This is a genomic window from Phyllobacterium sp. SYP-B3895 (assembly GCF_009647635.1).
GTDB lineage: Bacteria > Pseudomonadota > Alphaproteobacteria > Rhizobiales > Rhizobiaceae > Phyllobacterium > Phyllobacterium pellucidum.
Map to the genome: position 1 here is coordinate 89976 of NZ_WJIG01000004.1, position 19079 is coordinate 109054.

Below are 19079 nucleotides of genomic sequence, written 5' to 3' on the forward strand. Positions count from 1 at the left end.
AACGCATGCCCGTATTTGCCGCCAACCTGACGATGATGTTCAATGAATGGCCGTTCCTCGATCGCTTCGATGCGGCAGCCGATGCAGGCTTCAGTGCAGTCGAATATCTTTTCCCCTACGACGCCGCGCCGGAAGCACTGGCCGAGCGGCTCGAGCGCAACAGGTTGCAACAGGCGCTGTTCAACCTGCCGCCGGGCGATTGGGCCGCGGGCGAACGCGGCATTGCTGCGCTGCCCGGACGGTTCGACGAGTTGCGTTCAGGCGTCGATCGCGCACTCGAATACGCCGCGGCGACGGGAGCAAAAAAACTGCATCTGATGGCGGGCATCGCCGATCCGGCCGAGCCCGAAGCGCGATCACGCTATGGGCAGTCAGTCACTTACACGGCTGAACGGCTGGCGGAAAAAGGCATCGAACTGATGCTCGAACCCATCAATGCGCGCAATATGCCCGGTTATTTCCTCAACGATTTCAACAACGCAGTTGCAATCATCAAGGAGCTCGAACTTCCAAACCTCAAACTGCAGTTCGACATCTACCACCGCCAGATCATGCATGGCGACGTAACGGTTGCACTGCGCGAGTTGATGGCGATGATCGGCCATATCCAGATCGCCAGCGTCCCGTCGCGCCACGAACCGGAGCGGGAAGAATTGAATTACACCTGGGTGTTCGACGAAATCGACCGGTTGGGCTATCAAGGTTTCGTCGGCTGCGAGTACAACCCACGCGGCGCCACCCTTGATGGACTGGGCTGGTTCAAGCCCTATGCAAGGACCCTGCCATGACGGTGGTGGTGGGGTGCATCGCAGACGACTATACGGGAGCGTCGGACCTTGCCAACACGCTGACGAAGAATGGCCTGCGGACTGTTCAGACGGTCGGAATCCCTGATCCAGCACTCCATCTCCCTGATGTCGATGCCGTCGTGGTCGCATTGAAGATCCGCTCGGTCCCGGCCAGTGAAGCCATCGCAGCTGCGACGGCCGCCGATATATGGTTGCGCAGGCACGGCGCGTGTCATGTCCTCTATAAAATCTGCTCGACGTTCGATTCAACGGCTGCCGGCAATATCGGACCAGTTACGGAAACGCTCATTGGCTCGGATATGCAGATGGCTGTCTTGGTCACGCCGGCTTTTCCGGAGACGCGTCGCACTGTCTATCTCGGTCATCTTTTTGTCGGCGACCAGCCGCTGAACGAGAGCCCGCTCAAGGATCATCCACTCAATCCGATGCATGACGCCAATCTTGTGCGCGTCATGCAAGCGCAATCGCGCGGAACCGTTGGACTTGTCGATCTACCAACTGTCGCAAAAGGTCCGGGTGCTGTGCGGGAGAAGCTGATGGCACTACGCGGCCGGGGCGTCACTATTGCGATTGCCGATGCGGTTTTCGAACGAGATCTCGAGATTCTCGGTGAAGTCGCACTGGAGAACAGTGTTTCCACCGGGGCGTCTGGCCTTGGCCTGGGGCTGGCGCGCGCCTTGGCACGCTCGGGTCAGTTGTCGAATCGCAAGGATACAGAAGCAGAGGTGGCGGGTGCGGTCGGCGGTCTTGCTGCAATCATCGCCGGCAGCTGCTCGGCGATGACCCTCAAGCAACTTGCATTGGCCGAGAAATCGATGCCGGTGCTGCGCCTCGATCCGGAGCGCCTGCTTGCGGGGCCGGAAGAAGTGGCGGCTGCAATTGCCTGGGCAGGCGATCGCATTCAAGCAGGTCCGATTGTTATCGCAGCCAGCGCCGAGCCGGAGACGGTCGCGCGCTTGCAATCACGCTATGGGCGCGAAGCATCGGGTCATGGCATCGAGGCGGCTACCTCGACCATTGCTGGCGAGCTTGTCGCGCGCGGGGTACGCCGTCTCGTCATTGCCGGCGGCGAGACATCGGGAGCGGCTGTCGACAGGCTCGCCATTCCTGCCTTCCTGATCGGCCCTGAGATCGCACCCGGCGTTCCGGTCCTAAAAACGATCGGCAACAAACAGGGCGACATGCTCCTCGCCCTGAAATCGGGGAATTTCGGCGGCGAGGATTTCTTCCCAGCTGCACTCGCCATGATGCGTTGATATAATTTGTCGACCGCTGTCGGCATCGCCCACACTCCGACGTCCTTGGTGCGGATAGAAACTTCCCAGGAAGGATAGCGGAATGCGAAAAGTGATTGTGGGTGCTTTTGTCAGTCTCGATGGCGTGATGCAGGCGCCGGGCGGGCCCGAGGAGGACCCTGTTGGTGGGTTCGAATATGGCGGATGGGTTGCCCCGTATTTCGACGAGAAAATGGGCGAGGCGGTGGGCGAAATGTTTGCGAAGCCCTTCGATCTCCTGCTTGGCCGCAAGACCTACGACATTTTTGCGGCCCATTGGCCCTATGCAGGCGCTGACGATCCCATCGGGCCACTCTTCGATCGCATCACCAAATTCGTGGCTACCCGTAACGCGGATTTCAAGCTTGAGTGGCAGAACAGCCAGAGTCTGGGTCCGGATGTTGTCGCCGCGGTCATAAAGCTGAAGGCCGAGGAAGGGCCGGATCTCTTAACACAGGGATCGAGCGACTTCCTGCAAACACTCTTCAAGCATGATCTCGTCGACGAAATGTACGTTTCGATATTTCCACTCATACTTGGCAAGGGCAAGCGGCTGTTTGGATCAGGCGCCACCCCTATTGCACTGAAACTCGTCAGTTCGATAACGTCCGGAACCGGCACAACGATCAATAAATACATTCGCGACGGCGAGGTCAGAACCGGTTCCTTCGAGTTCGATCAGCCAACGGAAGCCGAACTTCGACGTCGCAAAAACCTGACCTGAATCAGCGCGTCAGGCCACCTGCCCCCGGCATGCCCAGGCAACATTTGCAAAGGAACGAGGGCCATCCGGCCGGCCCGCCTCGTAGGCATCGCGCACTGCGGCATCGGTGCGCGCCCGGCCCGCCTTGTCCAGGGCTGCGACGTACTTGCCAAGCGGCCCCTCCCCCGCGGCAATCGGCGCCCAGTAGTCATCGAAGTCGCGGTAGTCCATGCGGATCATGAGCTCGGTCTCGGTCACGCCCACAAGCCCCTGTTCGACGAACGTCTGCTTCAGTTCGCCGGGCTGCATCATCGGCTGGAAGCAATAGCGGCTGCGCAACTGGCGTCCGCTGTCGCTAAGCGCTGCCACGGTATCGATCATCATGCGCATGCCCGGCATGCCGCCGAGGTGATCCCAGACGGTCGCCGCAACGACGCCCCCCGGACGCACCACGCGGCGCATTTCGGTCACCGCCTTTGCGGTTTCGGGCACGAAGTGCAGCACAAGAAGCGCCATAGCACGGTCGAACGCGGCATCCTTGAAGGGCAAGGCACAAGCATCCGCCTGCTGGATATGGATGCGAGGATCCGTATTGCGCCGGTTCGCTTCCGTCACAAAGACCTCGGAAAAATCAATCGCCGCTATCTCGCTGAGATTGGCGTTCCGGGCCAGCGCGAATGTCAGGCTGCCGGTTCCACAGCCAACGTCGAGAATCTTTTCCCCATCGGCCAGTCCCGCAAAGTCGATAAATTGAAGCGCAAGCTTCTGGCTCCAGCGGCCCATAAGCTGCTCATAGCCGGCTGCGTCATGCACGTTAAAATTTGATGTCATCGAAACCTCCCCAAGATGCGACCGGCAAATACCGGCCCGGATCAAGCGTTTTGACGCTCCATCCGGACTTCGGCGTCCAGACTCTCCAGGTCCCGATAAATTGTGACCGTGGCGAGCACCAGTCCGTTGCTTTTGTATTGAACTGCGCAGTCCTTCGCCCTTATGTCGCCACTGATGAAAACCTCGTCCCAGCTTTCGGCGTGCCCTACATAGTTGATCGGGATGTCATAATGCTGGCTCCAGAAGAAAGGCACAGCTTCGAACTTTTGCTGCTGTCCCAGCATGTTGAGTGCAGCAACCTGTCCCTGACGTTCCGCTACCACCCAATGTTCAACACGGATGGCTTGGCCGGTATGCGGATCGGGCCAGCGCACGATGTCGCCTGCCGCATAAATCCCCGGGACAGTTGTCTCGAGATAGGTATCGACCACAACGCCGTTGTCGATGGCGAGGCCGGCCCGCTCGGCGAGGGCAAGACGGGGTCGCACCCCGATGCCGGCGACGATAAGGTCTATCTCATCCAGTTCGCCGCTCTTCAGCCGGACTTTTGAACCCTCGATTGCAATGACCGCATCTTCAAGGTGGAAAATAACGCCGTGCTCTTCATGGAGGGCCCGGATGAAATCGCCCATCTCCGCGCCGAGTACCCGTTCCATCGGCCGTTTGGAAGGGGCGACAACATGGACCTCGATATCGCGTGCCCGGAGCGCTGCAGCAACCTCGAGACCGATAAAACTGGCGCCTATAACGAGGGCGCGTCGGGCGCTCCCGGTGGCTGCAATGATTGCGCGGCTATCGTCGAGCGTACGCAACGTGTGGACGTTGGGCTGATCGGCGCCGGGTATGGTCAAGCACACTGACTCGGCCCCCGTGGCCAGGAGCAGCCTATCATATGGCACCTTGTCGCCATGGGCGGTGATTACCTGCCTTGCGGCAACGTCGATCGCAGTGGCTTCCGTTTGCAGACGAAGGTCGATACCCACCTTGCTGTAGTACTTATCCGATCGCAACGGCAACCAGTCCTCCGGCGCGCTGCCAGCAAGATAATCCTTCGACAGATTCGGTCTATCCACCGGTCCGGCAGTGTCGGCGCTCAGCATGACGATGCTGCCCTGATAATTCTGCCTCCGAAGCATTTCTGCCGCCGCAAAACCCGCCGCGCCACCACCAATGATGACAATTCTCGCAGGCACGTCCTGTCCGGCGGACTTTTCTTGCTTTTCCAGTTTGCTCTGAACAAAGAGCTTGCCGTCGCGTTGCTCGACTTTCCAGCACGACAATGGGCTTAACGCAGGCGCCCGGATGGCTTCCCCGCTGCGCAGGTCAAAACAGGCATGGTGCCATGGGCAGCGAACGGTACTTCCGTCTACCAGCCCATCGACGAGCGGACCATGATAGTGGCTGCATTGTGCATCAATGGCGAATATTTCATCCCCGGTTCGCACCACGAGAATGTCCTTTTCCCCGACATGCCCGAGAAGCTTTCCTCCATCGAGGGCAATGACGGGAACACCCTGCGTCAGGTCGGGGCCGCTCGGGGACTGGTCTTGAGCCATGGGTGTCTCCTTCTTTAAAGAACATCAACCCCTTTAAGCCAATGCCAATGGACGCACTTCGACAACTGAGCGCCCGGCTCAGCGACGGTGAAAATGCGCCCTGGCTGTGCGAAATGATGGTGACATTCCGGCGCGCGCTCAACGCCGCACTTCAGTCCAATCGGAAGCCTGCCTTGAGGACAACCTGAAAGCGGGCCACCTCGCCATCCTGAATGTGGCCACGGATCTGATCGACTTCAAACCAGTCGAGTTGCCTCACGCTCTTGGATGCACGCGCGATGGCGTTCTTGATCGCTGAATCGACAGAATCGGTTGAACTGCCAACGAGTTCGATCTTCTTGTAGACGTGATCCTCACCCATAGGGTCCTCCTCTTGCGCTTTTCGTGTCGGCTTTCGGTACCTTCTTATTTCAAAGTACCGACATTCTGGGCCGACCGGGCGCAAATGTGAAGTTCATTCCGAGTGAAGGCCAATATCCTGTAGCCGACACGCTATCACCTCGCCGAATGGCATGCTGATAGAGACCGTCGCCCCTGGATCAAGGCGCGCGTCTGGCCGAATACAAGCTCAGATATCCTTTGCGATACGCAAAGCGTCGTAGATCGCGGCGTGGGTATTTCGCGCTGCTACTGCATCACCGATGCGAAACAATTGGAAATTGCCCTGCGGATTTCGCATGACGCTCTGCGGTTCGCCAGCGAGAAGCTGGTCGTGCGAGACCTCCCCCAGATTACTCGAGGCAGGCTTCAACTCAAAATAAAGCTCGTCAAGCGGAATGGTCCCGTGATTTATGACGATCTGATCAACGGTGCGTTGCTTGGCGACACCGCCGTAGTCGCTACCGATATGAGCGATGATCTGGTTGCCGCTCTTCTCGGCCCGTTCCAGCCGATACGTCACGGTGAACGTCACGTCGAGCTTCTGAAGCGATCGCATATAAGGCACGAGGTTCATCGCCATGACTTCCGGCGCAAAGGAGCGGTCGGGTGTCATGACTTCCACTTTGGCACCCGCCTTGGCCAGGAACTCAGCGGCCTGGAGACCGGTGTGGTCGCCAGCATCGTCAAAGATTAGCACGTTCGAGCCGGGCTTTGCATCGCCAGCGATGATATCCCAGGCGGAAACGACCAGGTCATTGCCGCTGGAAAGAACCTCCGTATGTGGCATGCCACCGGTTGCGATGATCACCACATCCGGTTTTTCGGCCGCTATCGTCTCGGCCTCCGCCCAGGTGTTGAAACGGAAAATCACTCCAAGCTTTTCACACTGGCTCATTCGCCAGTCGATGATGCTTATCATTTCGCGGCGGCGCTCGCTTTGCGCGGTCAGCCGGACCTGGCCGCCCGGATCGTCGGCAGCCTCGAGAACGACAACCTCGTGGCCACGCTCGCCGGCCACGCGCGCGGCTTCAAGACCGGCAGGACCCGCTCCGACAATAACGACCTTTTTGCGGACGTCCGCTCGCTTGACGATGTGCGGCATAGTCTCCTCACGCCCCGTCGCGGCGTTGTGGACGCAGAACGCCATTCCACCTTGGTAGATACGGTCGAGACAATAGTTGGCGCCCACACAAGGGCGAATGTCGTCCTCACGCTTCTCGATGATCTTTCGCACGATATGTGGATCGGTCATATGAGCTCGCGTCATGCCGACCATGTCGACCTTGCCCGTCGCGATCGCGTATCGGGCGGTCGCGACGTCCGGAATCTTCGCCGCGTGAAACACCGGAAAATTCGTGGCAGCGCGAATCTCGCCTGCGAAATCGAGATGCGGCGCGTTTGCCATGCCCTGAATAGGGATCACGTCCGTCAGGCCGGCGTCCGTATCGATATGACCGCGTATGACGTTCAGATAGTCGACAAGGCCACTTTCCTTAAGGCGTCTGGAGATTTCGAGGCCCTCGGCCTTTCCTGTCCCGCCGGGAAGACTCTCATCTGCAGTGTAGCGCACGCCAAGGATAAACTCGTCACCAACCCGTTCGCGCATTGCCTTGAACACGTCGAAACAAAAGCGGAGCCGATTGTCCAGCGAACCCCCATAGGGACCCTCCAGCTCATTAGTGAGCGGCGAAGTGAACTGGTCGATAAGATGGCCATAGGCCTCCAGTTCCACCCCGTCCATTCCGCCGGCCTTCATGCGTTCAGCGGCGTCGGCAAAGTCCTTTATGATGCGCTCAATGTCCCAATCCTCCAATTTCTTCGGAAAGGCGCGGTGAGCCGCTTCACGGTGATGCGATGGCGCGACCACGGGCAGCCAATCGCCTTTGTCCCAGCGCGTCCGGCGCCCGAGATGGGTCAGCTGGATCATGATCGCTGCGCCCTCTTCATGCACGGCGTCGCTCATGCGCCTGATCCAGGGAACGATTTCATCCTTGTAGGCGAGGAGATTGTTGAACACCGGAGGACTGTCCCGCGACACCGCCGCTGAGCCTGCCGTCATGGTAAGTGCGATACCCCCTTTTGCCCTCTCAACCGTATAGGCGAGATACCGCTCCTTGGGCATGCCGTCTTCCGGATAGGCCGGCTCGTGCGAGGTCACGATGATGCGGTTGCGCAGCGTCAGATGCTTGAGCTGATAAGGCTGAAGAAGAGGATCGTCCGACATGAGCCGTCTCCAAACTGGATGTATCAACGCAGACGCTATGCCCAATGTACATATGTGTCAATATTCGAAACATCATCGTCCATTTTTACGACATAGCTGTACATTTTGGTTGTGTGACAATTGTCATTTTGCTAGGATTCAGTTCATGGAGCAGTCAGTAAACGACAGCGGTTGGCGAGGATCCCAGGAAGGATGGCTGGACGCAGCCTATGCCTCACTTCTCGAGTCCGGCATCGACTCCGTGAAGATATTGCCACTGGCCAAGAAGCTCGGCCTTTCGCGCACCAGTTTCTACTGGTTCTTCAAGGACCGCGAGGAATTGCTTGCCGCGCTTGTCGCAAAGTGGCGCGAGAAAAATACCGGCAATATGGTCAAGCAGTCCGAGGCCTATGCCGAGTCGCTGGTTGAAGCGATGTTGAACGTCTTCGACTGCTGGATCAATTTCGACCTGTTCGATGCGAAATTCGAGTTCGCCGTCCGCAGTTGGGCATTGCAATCGCCGGAAATCCTGGCGGAGGTGCAATTGGCCGACCAGACGCGCCTCGAGGCCCTGAAGCAAATGTTCGTTCGTTTCGGCCATTCGGAAATAACCGCCGACGTGCGCGCTCGAACGACGTACCTGGTTCAGATCGGATACATCTCGATGCAGTCCGAAGAAGATCTCGGGACCCGCATGAAGCGCATTCCCGAGTACATCGCAATTTATACCGGCCAGGTGCCGCAGCAGAGGGAGCTTGACCGCTTTTTCGCAAGGCATGGCCATAAACCCGCATGACACTTTGGCGAAGCGAGCAGATAATTGGATTGGCAGGATTGGCGCGAACGATTGATCGATCCCAAACATGAGCGCCCCGCCAAGTTGGACTGCATCAGGCTATCGGTGAGGATGGGAGATAATCCCTGACAGTCGCCGGGCGGGAGTTCGCGGCAACCCGCTCAGAATTGAAGTCCGCACACAAAGGGAACGACAATGAAAAAACTACTTGCATCAACATGCCTGGTTTTTGGCCTGCTGGGTGGAGCCTCCTTTGCCAACGCAGCCGAATGCGGCAGCATCACAATCGCAAGCATGAATTGGCAGAGCGCCGAAGTGCTTTCAAATCTCGACAAGATCATCCTCAACGAAGGCTATGGTTGCCAGGCCGATATCACCATCGGTGATACAGTGCCGACAATCACGTCCATGGCGGAAAAAGGACAGCCGGATATCGCCCCCGAAGCATGGGTCGATCTGCTCCCTGAAATCGTCAAGAAGGGAACGGACGAGGGCAAGATAGTAGCCGTCGGTTCGCCGCTTCCCGATGGCGGCAATCAGGGCTGGTGGATTCCGAAATACCTTGCCGAAGCCCACCCGGATATCAAGACAATACCGGACATGCTGAAACATCCGGAACTGTTCCCCGATCCCGAGGACGCTTCAAAGGGGGCAATCTTCAACGGACCGTCCGGTTGGGGCGGCACACTCGTCACAACGCAGCTCTATAAGGCCTTTGACGCCGAGAAAGCGGGCTTCAGGCTCGTTGATACTGGCTCGGCAGCTGGTCTCGATGGCGCCATCGCCAAGGCCTATGAGCGCAAGCAGGGTTGGGTAGGTTACTACTGGGCGCCGACCGCTTTGCTCGGCAAATACCCGATGGTGAAGCTCGAGCCAGGCGCTCCGGCGGACCCGGCGGAGTGGAAGCGCTGCAACACGGTCGCAGATTGCCCGGACCCCAAGCCGAATGCATGGCCGATTGACAAAATTGTTACCCTGCTGGCCAAGCCCTTCTCGGAAAAGGTTGATCCGGCAGTATTGGATTATCTCACGAAGCGCTCCTGGAGCAACGAGACGGTCAACAAGCTCATGGCCTGGATGACCGACAATCAGGCGACTGGCGAAGATGGCGCCAAGCACTTCCTGAAGGAGAACAAGGACATGTGGACCAAATGGGTCTCGCCGGAGGCCGCCAAGAAAATCGAAGCTTCCCTCTAACATCTACAGAAGTGCGGTGCGCCAAGGCTCACCGCACTTTGTTTGCTGCCGACGCATATGACTATTAAGCTGCTTTGTCCGTACACAGGGCCCAGAATGCAAAGAGAGGTTTGTCGAGGGACCGCATGGCGTGCTTGATGTTCGGCACATTGTAGAACGAGCCGCCAATTCCGGGCGAAAACCACTCACCCTCGCCCTGCCTGAACTCACCCTCCGAAAGTACGAGATAAACCTCCTCGGGCGAATGGTCATGGTCCGGGTAGCGCACATTCGGCGCCAACAAGGTAGCGCCGAGCCAGATATCGGTGCGTTGTTCGAGCCCGCCAGGACCAAGAATCATCGCATTTGCATGGCCATCGACAAAATTGTCGCTCGCAGTCTTGTTGCTGGAACGGCGACGCCATTCGACAGACGGCTCGATCTGCCTGAACCGATCGACAAGTCGGGCCAGGGACGCGTGCCCGGCATCGACGCCAAGTGCGCTGTCCAGATTGGAGCAAGCGGGCAACCTGCTTCCCGCGCGCGACGCCGGCGTCCCGGGTGTATCAAGTGCTGAGAATAACTTCTGGATCGATTGGCGCGACTCCGGCCCTTGCGCAAACTCATTGAAAGCTGTGAACGCGGCATCGACGAACGACTGGAGAGCTTCGTTGCGGCCCTTCATTGCATTACCCCTCTTCAAGCGAAGCAAGCCGCAGCTAGCGGTCCACGACAAGGTCGGTCAGCGGCTTTGAACAGCATGGCAAGAACATGCCGGCATCAATTTCGCGCTGACGGATCCCGCCGCCATGTTGCATGTCGACCTTGCCGCTGACCAGCTTGGACTTGCACGTTCCACAAATTCCGCTTGCGCAGGAAGAAGGGAGACGGACGCCGGATTTCTTTGCCGCGGACAATATCGATTGGCTTGCAGAAACCTCGATTGCCTTTGCCTGCCGCGCAAATGTCACCTTGAATTTCGGGACGATAGCCTCGCCAACGCTTTCCGCAGCGACTGCAACGTCATCGGACAAGGGATCGAAGCTTTCCTCGAGGTACCGCGTTGGATCGGCGCCAAGTTCACCCAATATTCCACGGACGGCCGCCATGAATGGCGCGGGTCCGCAGCACATGGTGAAGCGCTCCGCAAGATCCGGCACGGCGGAACCGAGATATTCTTTCGACAGTCTTCCAACCACACCTACAAATCCGGGCTTGCTACCCATCCTCTCCGGTAGAAGCATCAATCGAAAATTCCGCATCGTCCGGGCGCGGAATTCGAGCTCGTCGTGGAAGATGAAATCCTGCGGCGTTCTTCCCGCGTGCAGAAAAGCGATGTCGGGAAACACATGCGCGTCGTCGTAGGCCCGAACAATCGACATCAAAGGGGTGATGCCGGAGCCGCCTGACAGGAACAGATACTTGCCTTCCGACTCAGTCGGCACCCTAAAGTTGCCCACCGGACCTTGCGCCTGAATTTCCATTCCCGGAGCAAGATTGTCGTGCAGCCAATTCGAGACAAGGCCACCTTCGACGCGCTTTACGGTGATTGAAATCGATCTCGGCCGCAAAGGCGAGGACGATATGCTGTAGCAACGACGTTCAACGATCCCGCCGGTTTCGACTTCGAAGCTGAAATACTGCCCGGCGCTGAAATTGAAGTACCGCCTCTCGCTGCACACAAAGGTGAACGTCTTTACATCATGGGTTTCGTCGCGGATATCAGCGCAGGTCATCCTTTGGTTGAGCGCTGGATCCCAGTAAAGGTCGTCCTGGCTGCACGATAGTGGAGACAGCATATTCAGTATCCGTTCTCACGCATCTGATCGACATACCAGGTGGCAAAGTTATCGAGCTGCTGTTCGGTGAACCTGGAGTAAGGGCCAGGTTCGTAGGCCGGATCGAGAACACCGGAATGCGCCCGGGCAACCAGTTCCGCATCCTGTTCAGTTGTCGCGACCCACACGCTGGTCAGCTTCTCGATATCGTAATCCACGCCTTCGACGGCATCCTTGTGAACGATCCACTTTGTTCTGACCATCGTGGTATCGGGGCTCAACGGAATGATCATCGAGATCACCGCATGGTCGCCCATGAAATGATGCCAGCAATTGTGGCCCCATAGATGCGTATCCCCCAGATCCTTCCGTGTCATGGACCCTAAAAGTATATTTGAAGCCGCGGTTGCATCCGGTGTCTGGGATTCTCCGGCGCCGGCAATGATCAGGCGCTGCGTTCGAAAGTTCGTGGTGCAATTCACAACGCCTTCAACGACCGCCGATTTGTGCCCCTCTTCCTCCCAGATACGGGTGCGCTCCTCATAAAGCGCCTGATGTTCTTCAGCTTCGGCCCGGTCCTCCTCGCTCAAACTTGCCGGGTCAAATCCGAAATCGAGGTCGATGAAGGAGACGCAAAGCTCAGGATGATTGGCCGAGCAATGGTAGCACTCGCGATTGTTTTCGATCGTCAGTTTCCAGTTGCCGCGTTCGATGACCTCTGACTGGTATGCCACCTTGGCATTACCGATGTCGTAGGGCGCCAGTCTTTCTTCCATTGTGTCAGCGAGGCGCTGCACATCGGCGGGCGGGTTGTCGGATAGACAAACATAAATCAGCCCGCCGATTGATTTGAAGTGTACGGGCTTGAGGTTGTGACATAAGCGGTCAAAATCGGAACCCATGTGCGGGGCGTGAACGAGCTCGCCTGTCAGTTCGTAAGTCCACTGGTGATAGGGACAGACGAGTTTTGAAATCACGGTCGATCCCGCGTCGAGAAGGCGGGAGCCTCTGTGCCTGCAGACATTGTGCACGACCTGTATCTTGTTGTCGTCATCGCGCAAAAGAATGACGCTGGACCGTCCGACATCGATGACTTGAGCGTCGCCCGGTTCAGGCACGTCGCACTCGAGCCCGACACAGATCCAATGGCGACGGAAAAAGACGTCCATGTCGGCTTCAAAAATATCCTGACGGGCATAGAACTCGGCGGGCAGCGAATATCCCGCGCGACGGCTGTCCAGCAGCGTCGAAATTTCAGTGCGCGTCTGAAGCATGGTCGATCTCTCCTGGTTTTGAAAATAATCCTCTTGATCAACACAACCTTCAACGGCAGAAATATTCATAATTCGCTTGAGAAAATATCATGCAGAACCGACACTGGCTGACGATTGGCGTGACGTTTCAACAGGTGCCCTTTGGCTGGCTTTCGAAAGAACGTTCCTTCTTTGAATGCACTGGTCGCCCTTGAGGCGGCGTCCCGGCATAAAAGCATCACGCTCGCAGCGGCTGAACTCGGCGTGACGCAGTCTGCGGTCAGCAGGCAAATAAGCTCGCTCGAAGCGGATCTTGGAACCAAGCTGTTCGTGCGCAAGCACAGATCCATAGAGCCGACATCGAATTGCCTCATGCTGGCTTCGTCGCTCGCCAACAGCTTCTCGGCGATCAGCGAAAGCGTCGACCTTGTAAGATCAAGCAATCGCACCGAGACGGTCACGATCGGCGCCACACTTGCTTTCTCCACACTCTGGCTTCTGCCCCGGCTGAGTGAATTTCGACATCGGTTTCCCTCGGTACAGATGCGCGTGGTTTCGCAGGATGCCCGTATTCAACTTGAATCTGGCGAAGTCGATGTGGCTATCCGCTTTGGAATTCCGCCATTCGAAGATGCGGAAGTGATTGCTTCGAGGCCCGATACGATTTTTCCTGTCTGCTCGCCTGAATATGCAATGCGCCTCGAAAATCCCGGGCACTTCTACGATTCGAACGCCGACCTCATTGCAAACGATGTCTCCGAAAGAACCTGGTATTCGTGGGGCGACTGGTTCTCACGCGCTGGTATCAAGGCGCATGTTCCAAAACCGAGCCTGCGATTCAATCATTACGCGGACGCTTTGCAGGCCGCGCGGGCTGGACAGGGAATCATGCTTGGATGGAACGTCCTCGTGAATGGTTTTCTGCAAGACGGATCGCTCGTTCGCCTGGGCGATCTCGTTGTCACACCCGAAGGACGGTACAATGTGCTCGTCCCGAAACGAGCCAAGCGAATGCCAATTCGCGAGATCGCGGCTGAATGGATTGCAAGCAATCTGTGAGTAGGGATCTCAGTTCTCAATAGGCACCTGCGTATAGGTGCCATGCAGGTTGCGGATCGATTTTCTCAAACTCCTCTGGCTAGAGATTTCTTCGGGTAGCGTTCGCAAATTTTACCGTTGCGTTACTTACGTTTTCCTTCGATGGGAGTATCGTTCAAGCCAGTCGCAACGGGCAAGCAAGGGCGTTCGCCATGGTTCGGACACTGTTAGCCGTGTTAGCCATTGTACTCTCCGGAGGATCGGCTCCGGCGAAAGACTTCTCCGCTGACGACCTGAATGCCCGGGTAATCGAGCGCCGCGCCTTCGAGGCGGTCGTTTGGGGCATGCCCGCAGTCAACTACGATCTCATGTACCAGCAGATGCTGAAGCTGGGCGGCAAGCCAAACCAGATCGTCTATTGGTCCGGTCTGTTCGACTGGCAAAACCAGACGCTGACGCCAAATCCCGACGTCATCTACCTCATGGCTTTTTTCAACACCAAGGACGGCCCCGTGGTGATAGAGATTCCGCCGGCAGATACCGGCGTCATCAATGGCAGCATCATGGATCCATGGCAGGCTGCACTCGAGGATGTGGGACCAGCTGGCGTCGACAAGGGTGCGGGAGGCAAGTATCTCATCTTGCCACCGGGCTACACGGCCTCCGTTCCGCAAGGCTATATTCCGCTCTCACCAGGCAATTACCAAGGCTATGCCCTGCTGCGGTCCATCCCCAAATCCGGCAATAGGCCAGACGTCGATGCTGCAGTTGCCTATGGCAAGCGCATCAAGCTCTATCCTTTCAGCCAGGCGTCCAACCCGCCGGATACAGTTTTTGTCGACGCCCTTGGCAAGGTCTATGATTCCACCATTCCATACGATCTGCGCTTCTTCCAGGCGCTCGACCGCTTCGTGCAGAGCGAGCCATGGCTCGTCCGCGACAAGGCCATGATCGACCAGCTGAAATCGCTCGGCATCGCAAAGGGCGAGGCCTTCCAGCCGAACCAGGCCACACAGGACATCTTGGCAGCAGCGGCCGTCGAAGCACATGCATGGCTGGACTTGCAGTATGAAACCACCTTCCCTCCTTACTATGACGAACGCCAGTGGGTTTTTCCGATTTCACCCGATGCGGTCCAAGGTCTGCAGACCCAGTATGCAGACCCGGACAGCTATGCAGTCGATGGCCGCGGCGTCACCTATACGATGGCATTTTTCAGCACCAAGCATGCGGGGGTTGGACAGTTCTATCTGATGACGATCAAGGACAAGGACGGCGCGCCGCTTGACGGCTCCAGCACCTATCGTTTCACCATCCCTGCGCATCCTCCGGTCAAGCAATATTGGTCCGCCACGGCCTACGACCGCGCCACTCACGCGCTCATTCGCGACCAGAAAATACTTAGCCGATCATCACTGAGCCCCGGTTTGGCAGCGAACGCGGATGGCTCGGCAGAGGTGTTTTTCGGCCCCACCGCTCCGCAAGGGAAGGACACGAACTGGGTGCCGACTGACCCGACCGGAAAGTTCGAGGTCCTCTTCCGTTTCTATGGCCCGGAGAAACCCGTGTTCGACAAGACATGGATACTCAACGATCTTGAAAAGATGAAGTGAGGGAGGCAGCAGGCGGTTTTTATCAGTCCACGCGGACTGCGGCGGGCAGCGAAGGAGGAAAGTATGGGCACGGGAGCAACGTCGCACAGTGATCGGAACGTAACGCGCGGGTCCTGCCATTGCGGCGCCGTCCGATGGGAATTCCGCGGCGAGATCCCCGATGCGACCATATGCAACTGCACTGCATGCCGCCGCTACGGCGTATTGTGGGCCTATGACTATGATGGCGAGGCGATCCATATCGAAGACCCAACCGGCGCCCTCACCGCCTATGTTGGTGCGACGCGCTCACTGACCTTCAATTTCTGCAGACATTGCGGCAATCTCGTCAGCTGGCGCGGCCTGCAAGCCAACGACAAAGGCCAGACCAGAATCGCGATCAACCTGCGCCTTGCCGAGCCGGATGAGGTTGCCCGGATCCCGCTCCAGCGTTTTGATGGGCTCCATAGTTTCGAGGATCTGGAACGCGACGGGCGCACGGTCGCGGAGGTGTGGTTCTGAACATCCGTAACCGCTACGAGCCTGAATTCAAGTCAGGAACATCGCGGCGAACAGCAGGGCAACGATGGCAATTGCGCCGACCCGCAATTTCCAGTTGGCTGTGCGTGCCCGTTTCGGGGGTTCCTGGTCGGCGGGTGGCCGATCATCGACCTCGGCCTGGTAGGCCAGGAAGGCGACCACCGCAATCGCCAGGATCAAGGTAAGGTCATGCATTTCTTAAACTCTCCGAAATCAATCTCGCGACCGAGGAGAACCCTGAGGCAGCACCGGAGACCAGCATTTGCCAGTCTCCGACACGATCACAATTATGGCGCCTTTACCCCATCGAGCGCGAGGTTGAGGGCCAGCACATTCACCACCGGTTCCCCCATAAAGCCGAGTTCGCGACCCTCGACTTGCCGGTCCACCAGCTGGCGCAGGCTGGCCTCGTCCATTCCTCGTGCCTTGGCGACACGCGGCACCTGGAAATAGGCGGCTTCCGGCGAGATGTGAGGGTCGAGCCCGCTCGCGGAGGTCGTCACCAGATCCATCGGCACTGCCACATCAGGATTGGTTTCCTTGAGCGCTGCAGCATCGGCCTTGATCCGCTCGATCAGCTTCGGATTGGTCGGGCCGAGGTTGGAGCCGCTGGAAGCGGCAGCGTTATAGCCGTCGCCGGCCGCCGACGGCCTGCCGTGGAAGTATTGTTCGCCTGTAAAGGGTTGACCGATCAATTCGGAGCCGACGACAGTGCCACCCCTTTCGATCAGGCTTCCATTGGCCTGACGCGGGAAGATCGCCTGGGCGAGACCTGTCATGCCGAGCGGGTAGATGAGGCCGGTGATGACGGTCAGCGCCACGATCATGACCAGCGCGGGTTTGAGTTGTTTCAACATTGGAATGATCCTTATGCAAGGCCGAGGCTGGTTATGATCACGTCGATGGCCTTGATGCCAACGAAGGGAACGATCACGCCGCCAAGGCCGTAGATGAGAAGATTGCGCCGCAAGAGCGAGGCGGCGCCGACCGCCCGGTATTTGACGCCCTTCAGCGACAGCGGGATGAGCGCGACGATGATCAGCGCATTGAAGATGATCGCCGAAAGGATCGCACTCTGCGGCGTCTGCAGGCCCATGATATTGAGCGCGCCGAGTTGCGGATAGAAGGCAAGGAATATCGCCGGAATAATGGCGAAGTACTTGGCTATGTCGTTGGCGATCGAAAACGTCGTCAGCGCGCCGCGGGTCATCAGCAACTGCTTGCCGATGCCGACGATCTCGATGAGCTTGGTCGGATCGCTGTCGAGATCGACCATGTTGCCAGCCTCGCGGGCTGCGACTGTACCAGTGTTCATCGCCACGCCGACATCCGCCTGCGCCAGAGCCGGAGCGTCGTTGGTGCCGTCGCCGCACATGGCAACGAGCTTGCCCTTCGCCTGTTCATCACGGATGAGGGTCAGCTTGTTCTCCGGGGTTGCCTGCGCGAGGAAATCATCGACGCCGGCTTCAGCAGCGATGGCAGCAGCGGTCAACGGGTTGTCGCCGGTGATCATCACAGTACGGATGCCCATGCGCCGCAATTCGGCAAAACGCTCGCGGATGCCGCCCTTGACGATATCCTTGAGGTGAACGATGCCGAGCAGCCTGCCGTCGCGCGCGACGGCAAGCGGGGTCCCGCCGGCCTTGGCGATACGGTCGGCGATAGACTGCAGGTCGCGGACGACGTCGGCGCCAAGTCGCGGCACGATCGTCGCCACATTGCCGCCGACAGCTGCAACTGCAGCTACGGTCGACAGGTCGACATAGGCGAGCACGGCATCAACTGCACCCTTGCGGATCGAGGAGCCGTCAATATCGACGCCGCTCATGCGGCTTTGCGCCGTGAACGGCACGAAATCGGCGTGCAAGGTCTGCATGTCGCGGGCACGGATACCGTATTTCTCCTTGGCTAGGATGACGATCGAGCGGCCTTCCGGCGTCTCGTCTGCAAGCGATGCGAGTTGCGCGGCGTCGGCAAGTTCTTCTTCGGACACGCCCTTGACCGGGAGCAGTTCGGTTGCCTGCCGGTTGCCGAAGGTAATGGTGCCGGTCTTGTCCAGAAGCAGCGTATCGACGTCGCCTGCCGCCTCGACAGCACGCCCCGACATAGCGAGGACGTTGAAGCGGACAAGGCGGTCCATGCCGGCGATACCGATGGCAGACAGCAGTGCGCCGATCGTCGTTGGTATGAGCGTCACGAACAGCGCGACAAGCACCACCACCGGAATGGCACCGCCGGCATAGGAGGCAAAGCTCGGTATGGTCGCAGTTGCGAGGACAAAGATCAGCGTCATGCCGGCAAGAAGGATATTGAGCGCGATCTCGTTCGGGGTCTTCTGGCGTTCGGCGCCTTCGACAAGCGCGATCATCCGGTCGAGAAAGGTCGAGCCGGCCGCAGCGGTAATGCGCACCCTCAGCCAGTCCGACAGCACCTGCGTGCCGCCGGTGACAGCGGAACGGTCGCCGCCGGACTCGCGGATGACCGGGGCCGACTCGCCGGTGATCGCAGATTCGTTCACCGAGGCGACCCCCTCGATGACTTCGCCGTCGGAAGGTATGATATCGCCGGCCTCGACGAGGACGAGATTGCCGACTTTAAGGCTCGTGCCGGGCACCAATTTGAACTTGGTGTCCTTTTCGCTCGAAAGCAGCTTGGCCTGGGTTTCGGTCCGGGCCTTGCGGAGCGAATCCGCCTGCGCCTTGCCGCGCCCTTCCGCGACGGCCTCGGCAAAATTGGCAAAGAGCACCGTGAACCAGAGCCAGAGGATGATCTGGAAGGTGAAGCCGAGGCTTTCGCTGCCAGATGCAAGATCTTTAAGAAAGAGAACCGTTGTCAAAGCCGAGACGACGGCAACAACGAACATCACCGGGTTGCGGGCAAGGCTGCGCGGGTCGAGCTTCTTGAAGGCGCCGCCGATGGCCGGCAGCAGGATGGACGAGTCGATGAGACTCGGAGATTTGGACTGGCTCATGAGAGACTCCAGCTGTGAAGATGAATGAGGGCATATGCAGCGAGCCAGATCAGCATCGTCATCAGCGTCATGCCGAGAATGATGTCCGAGGCGCGCACGCGCTTGGCAGCACCCCGCGCCAGTTTCTTGGCGCGGGTCTGCGGGTTGAATTGCAAGTAACCGTGACGCATGGCGGGCT

General features: G+C 58.4%; 19 protein-coding genes. 8 read left to right on the forward strand and 11 right to left on the reverse strand.

Annotated elements, in window-relative coordinates; all coding sequences use genetic code 11:
• Positions 1-5 precede the first annotated feature (5 nt).
• The 3 genes from otnI to GF108_RS18090 all read left to right on the forward strand — a co-directional run bounded on the left by otnI (position 6) and on the right by GF108_RS18090 (position 2807).
• Positions 6-788 (forward strand): 2-oxo-tetronate isomerase, encoded by a 783-nt coding sequence (gene otnI / locus GF108_RS18080; protein ID WP_153669676.1) that lies wholly within the window; start codon positions 6-8, stop codon positions 786-788.
• Positions 785-2065 carry a 3-oxo-tetronate kinase gene (otnK, locus tag GF108_RS18085; RefSeq protein WP_153669678.1) on the forward strand — a complete coding sequence of 427 codons (1281 nt, stop codon included), beginning with the start codon at positions 785-787 and terminating at the stop codon, positions 2063-2065. The genes otnI and otnK overlap by 4 nt, the downstream gene beginning before the upstream one ends.
• Positions 2066-2147: 82 nt before the next feature.
• The gene (locus GF108_RS18090; protein WP_153669681.1) at positions 2148-2807 is read left to right on the forward strand and encodes a dihydrofolate reductase family protein; all 660 of its coding nucleotides are present in this window, start codon (positions 2148-2150) and stop codon (positions 2805-2807) included.
• Between the two features lie 9 nt (positions 2808-2816).
• Here the strand turns inward: GF108_RS18090 and GF108_RS18095 are convergent, their stop codons facing one another.
• From GF108_RS18095 to GF108_RS18110, 4 genes are all read right to left on the reverse strand, one after another.
• A complete protein-coding gene (locus tag GF108_RS18095) occupies positions 2817-3617 on the reverse strand; it encodes a class I SAM-dependent methyltransferase (RefSeq protein ID WP_153669683.1) in 801 nt (266 codons plus the stop codon).
• Positions 3618-3658: 41 nt separating this feature from the next.
• The gene (locus GF108_RS18100; protein ID WP_153669685.1) at positions 3659-5173 is read right to left on the reverse strand and encodes an FAD-dependent oxidoreductase; all 1515 of its coding nucleotides are present in this window, start codon (positions 5171-5173) and stop codon (positions 3659-3661) included.
• A 151-nt stretch (positions 5174-5324) separates the two neighbouring features.
• Positions 5325-5534: a dodecin gene (locus GF108_RS18105; protein ID WP_153669687.1), complete on the reverse strand. Its 210-nt coding sequence runs from the start codon at positions 5532-5534 to the stop codon at positions 5325-5327.
• Between the two features lie 207 nt (positions 5535-5741).
• Entirely contained in the window at positions 5742-7778 is a 2037-nt protein-coding gene (locus tag GF108_RS18110; protein WP_153669689.1) for an NADH:flavin oxidoreductase, read from the reverse strand.
• A 145-nt stretch (positions 7779-7923) separates the two neighbouring features.
• Here GF108_RS18110 and GF108_RS18115 point away from each other — a divergent pair, with 145 nt between their 5' ends.
• Together GF108_RS18115 and GF108_RS18120 are read left to right on the forward strand one after the other, a co-directional pair.
• Positions 7924-8553, forward strand: coding sequence for a TetR/AcrR family transcriptional regulator (locus tag GF108_RS18115; protein WP_027232055.1), 630 nt, complete (start codon positions 7924-7926; stop codon positions 8551-8553).
• Between the two features lie 195 nt (positions 8554-8748).
• Positions 8749-9750, forward strand: a complete 1002-nt coding sequence (locus tag GF108_RS18120) for an ABC transporter substrate-binding protein (protein ID WP_153669691.1) — start codon at positions 8749-8751, stop codon at positions 9748-9750.
• 64 nt (positions 9751-9814) lie between these two features.
• On the opposite strand, the gene GF108_RS18125 is transcribed toward GF108_RS18120, so the two are convergent.
• The 3 genes from GF108_RS18125 to GF108_RS18135 are packed head-to-tail and all read right to left on the reverse strand — an operon-like array spanning position 9815 to position 12781.
• A complete protein-coding gene (locus GF108_RS18125) occupies positions 9815-10414 on the reverse strand; it encodes a dimethylsulfoniopropionate lyase (RefSeq protein WP_153669693.1) in 600 nt (199 codons plus the stop codon).
• A gap of 34 nt (positions 10415-10448) precedes the next feature.
• Complete coding sequence (locus tag GF108_RS18130; RefSeq protein WP_153669695.1) at positions 10449-11528, reverse strand: hybrid-cluster NAD(P)-dependent oxidoreductase; 1080 nt, start codon at positions 11526-11528, stop codon at positions 10449-10451.
• Between the two features lie 2 nt (positions 11529-11530).
• Positions 11531-12781 carry an aromatic ring-hydroxylating dioxygenase subunit alpha gene (locus GF108_RS18135; protein WP_153669697.1) on the reverse strand — a complete coding sequence of 417 codons (1251 nt, stop codon included), beginning with the start codon at positions 12779-12781 and terminating at the stop codon, positions 11531-11533.
• Positions 12782-12922: 141 nt separating this feature from the next.
• Between GF108_RS18135 and GF108_RS18140 the strand changes: the two genes are divergently transcribed.
• The 3 genes from GF108_RS18140 to GF108_RS18150 all read left to right on the forward strand — a co-directional run bounded on the left by GF108_RS18140 (position 12923) and on the right by GF108_RS18150 (position 15912).
• Entirely contained in the window at positions 12923-13819 is an 897-nt protein-coding gene (locus GF108_RS18140; protein ID WP_153669699.1) for a LysR substrate-binding domain-containing protein, read from the forward strand.
• A gap of 212 nt (positions 13820-14031) precedes the next feature.
• On the forward strand, positions 14032-15411 hold the full coding sequence (locus GF108_RS18145; protein ID WP_370462224.1) for a DUF1214 domain-containing protein: 1380 nt from the start codon (positions 14032-14034) through the stop codon (positions 15409-15411).
• 63 nt (positions 15412-15474) lie between these two features.
• Positions 15475-15912, forward strand: a complete 438-nt coding sequence (locus GF108_RS18150; RefSeq protein ID WP_153669703.1) for a GFA family protein — start codon at positions 15475-15477, stop codon at positions 15910-15912.
• A gap of 27 nt (positions 15913-15939) precedes the next feature.
• Here the strand turns inward: GF108_RS18150 and GF108_RS18155 are convergent, their stop codons facing one another.
• From GF108_RS18155 to GF108_RS18170, 4 genes are all read right to left on the reverse strand, one after another.
• On the reverse strand, positions 15940-16125 hold the full coding sequence (locus GF108_RS18155) for a hypothetical protein (RefSeq protein ID WP_091923151.1): 186 nt from the start codon (positions 16123-16125) through the stop codon (positions 15940-15942).
• Between the two features lie 92 nt (positions 16126-16217).
• The gene (gene kdpC, locus GF108_RS18160; RefSeq protein WP_153669705.1) at positions 16218-16787 is read right to left on the reverse strand and encodes a potassium-transporting ATPase subunit KdpC; all 570 of its coding nucleotides are present in this window, start codon (positions 16785-16787) and stop codon (positions 16218-16220) included.
• A gap of 11 nt (positions 16788-16798) precedes the next feature.
• Positions 16799-18901, reverse strand: a complete 2103-nt coding sequence (gene kdpB, locus GF108_RS18165) for a potassium-transporting ATPase subunit KdpB (protein ID WP_153669707.1) — start codon at positions 18899-18901, stop codon at positions 16799-16801.
• A complete protein-coding gene (locus tag GF108_RS18170; protein ID WP_153669709.1) occupies positions 18898-19071 on the reverse strand; it encodes a hypothetical protein in 174 nt (57 codons plus the stop codon). The genes kdpB and GF108_RS18170 overlap by 4 nt, the downstream gene beginning before the upstream one ends.
• Between the last annotated feature and the right edge of the window lie 8 nt (positions 19072-19079).

Excerpts from the sequence above, each read along its gene's own strand:
- otnI (WP_153669676.1), top strand. The coding sequence starts at position 6 with ATGCCCGTATTTGCCGCCAACCTGACGATGATGTTCAATGAATGGCCG.
- otnK (WP_153669678.1), top strand. The coding sequence starts at position 785 with ATGACGGTGGTGGTGGGGTGCATCGCAGACGACTATACGGGAGCGTCG.
- GF108_RS18090 (WP_153669681.1), top strand. The coding sequence starts at position 2,148 with ATGCGAAAAGTGATTGTGGGTGCTTTTGTCAGTCTCGATGGCGTGATG.
- GF108_RS18095 (WP_153669683.1), bottom strand. The coding sequence starts at position 3,617 with ATGACATCAAATTTTAACGTGCATGACGCAGCCGGCTATGAGCAGCTT.
- GF108_RS18100 (WP_153669685.1), bottom strand. The coding sequence starts at position 5,173 with ATGGCTCAAGACCAGTCCCCGAGCGGCCCCGACCTGACGCAGGGTGTT.
- GF108_RS18105 (WP_153669687.1), bottom strand. The coding sequence starts at position 5,534 with ATGGGTGAGGATCACGTCTACAAGAAGATCGAACTCGTTGGCAGTTCA.
- GF108_RS18110 (WP_153669689.1), bottom strand. The coding sequence starts at position 7,778 with ATGTCGGACGATCCTCTTCTTCAGCCTTATCAGCTCAAGCATCTGACG.
- GF108_RS18115 (WP_027232055.1), top strand. The coding sequence starts at position 7,924 with ATGGAGCAGTCAGTAAACGACAGCGGTTGGCGAGGATCCCAGGAAGGA.
- GF108_RS18120 (WP_153669691.1), top strand. The coding sequence starts at position 8,749 with ATGAAAAAACTACTTGCATCAACATGCCTGGTTTTTGGCCTGCTGGGT.
- GF108_RS18125 (WP_153669693.1), bottom strand. The coding sequence starts at position 10,414 with ATGAAGGGCCGCAACGAAGCTCTCCAGTCGTTCGTCGATGCCGCGTTC.
- GF108_RS18130 (WP_153669695.1), bottom strand. The coding sequence starts at position 11,528 with ATGCTGTCTCCACTATCGTGCAGCCAGGACGACCTTTACTGGGATCCA.
- GF108_RS18135 (WP_153669697.1), bottom strand. The coding sequence starts at position 12,781 with ATGCTTCAGACGCGCACTGAAATTTCGACGCTGCTGGACAGCCGTCGC.
- GF108_RS18150 (WP_153669703.1), top strand. The coding sequence starts at position 15,475 with ATGGGCACGGGAGCAACGTCGCACAGTGATCGGAACGTAACGCGCGGG.
- GF108_RS18155 (WP_091923151.1), bottom strand. The coding sequence starts at position 16,125 with ATGCATGACCTTACCTTGATCCTGGCGATTGCGGTGGTCGCCTTCCTG.
- kdpC (WP_153669705.1), bottom strand. The coding sequence starts at position 16,787 with ATGTTGAAACAACTCAAACCCGCGCTGGTCATGATCGTGGCGCTGACC.
- kdpB (WP_153669707.1), bottom strand. The coding sequence starts at position 18,901 with ATGAGCCAGTCCAAATCTCCGAGTCTCATCGACTCGTCCATCCTGCTG.
- GF108_RS18170 (WP_153669709.1), bottom strand. The coding sequence starts at position 19,071 with ATGCGTCACGGTTACTTGCAATTCAACCCGCAGACCCGCGCCAAGAAA.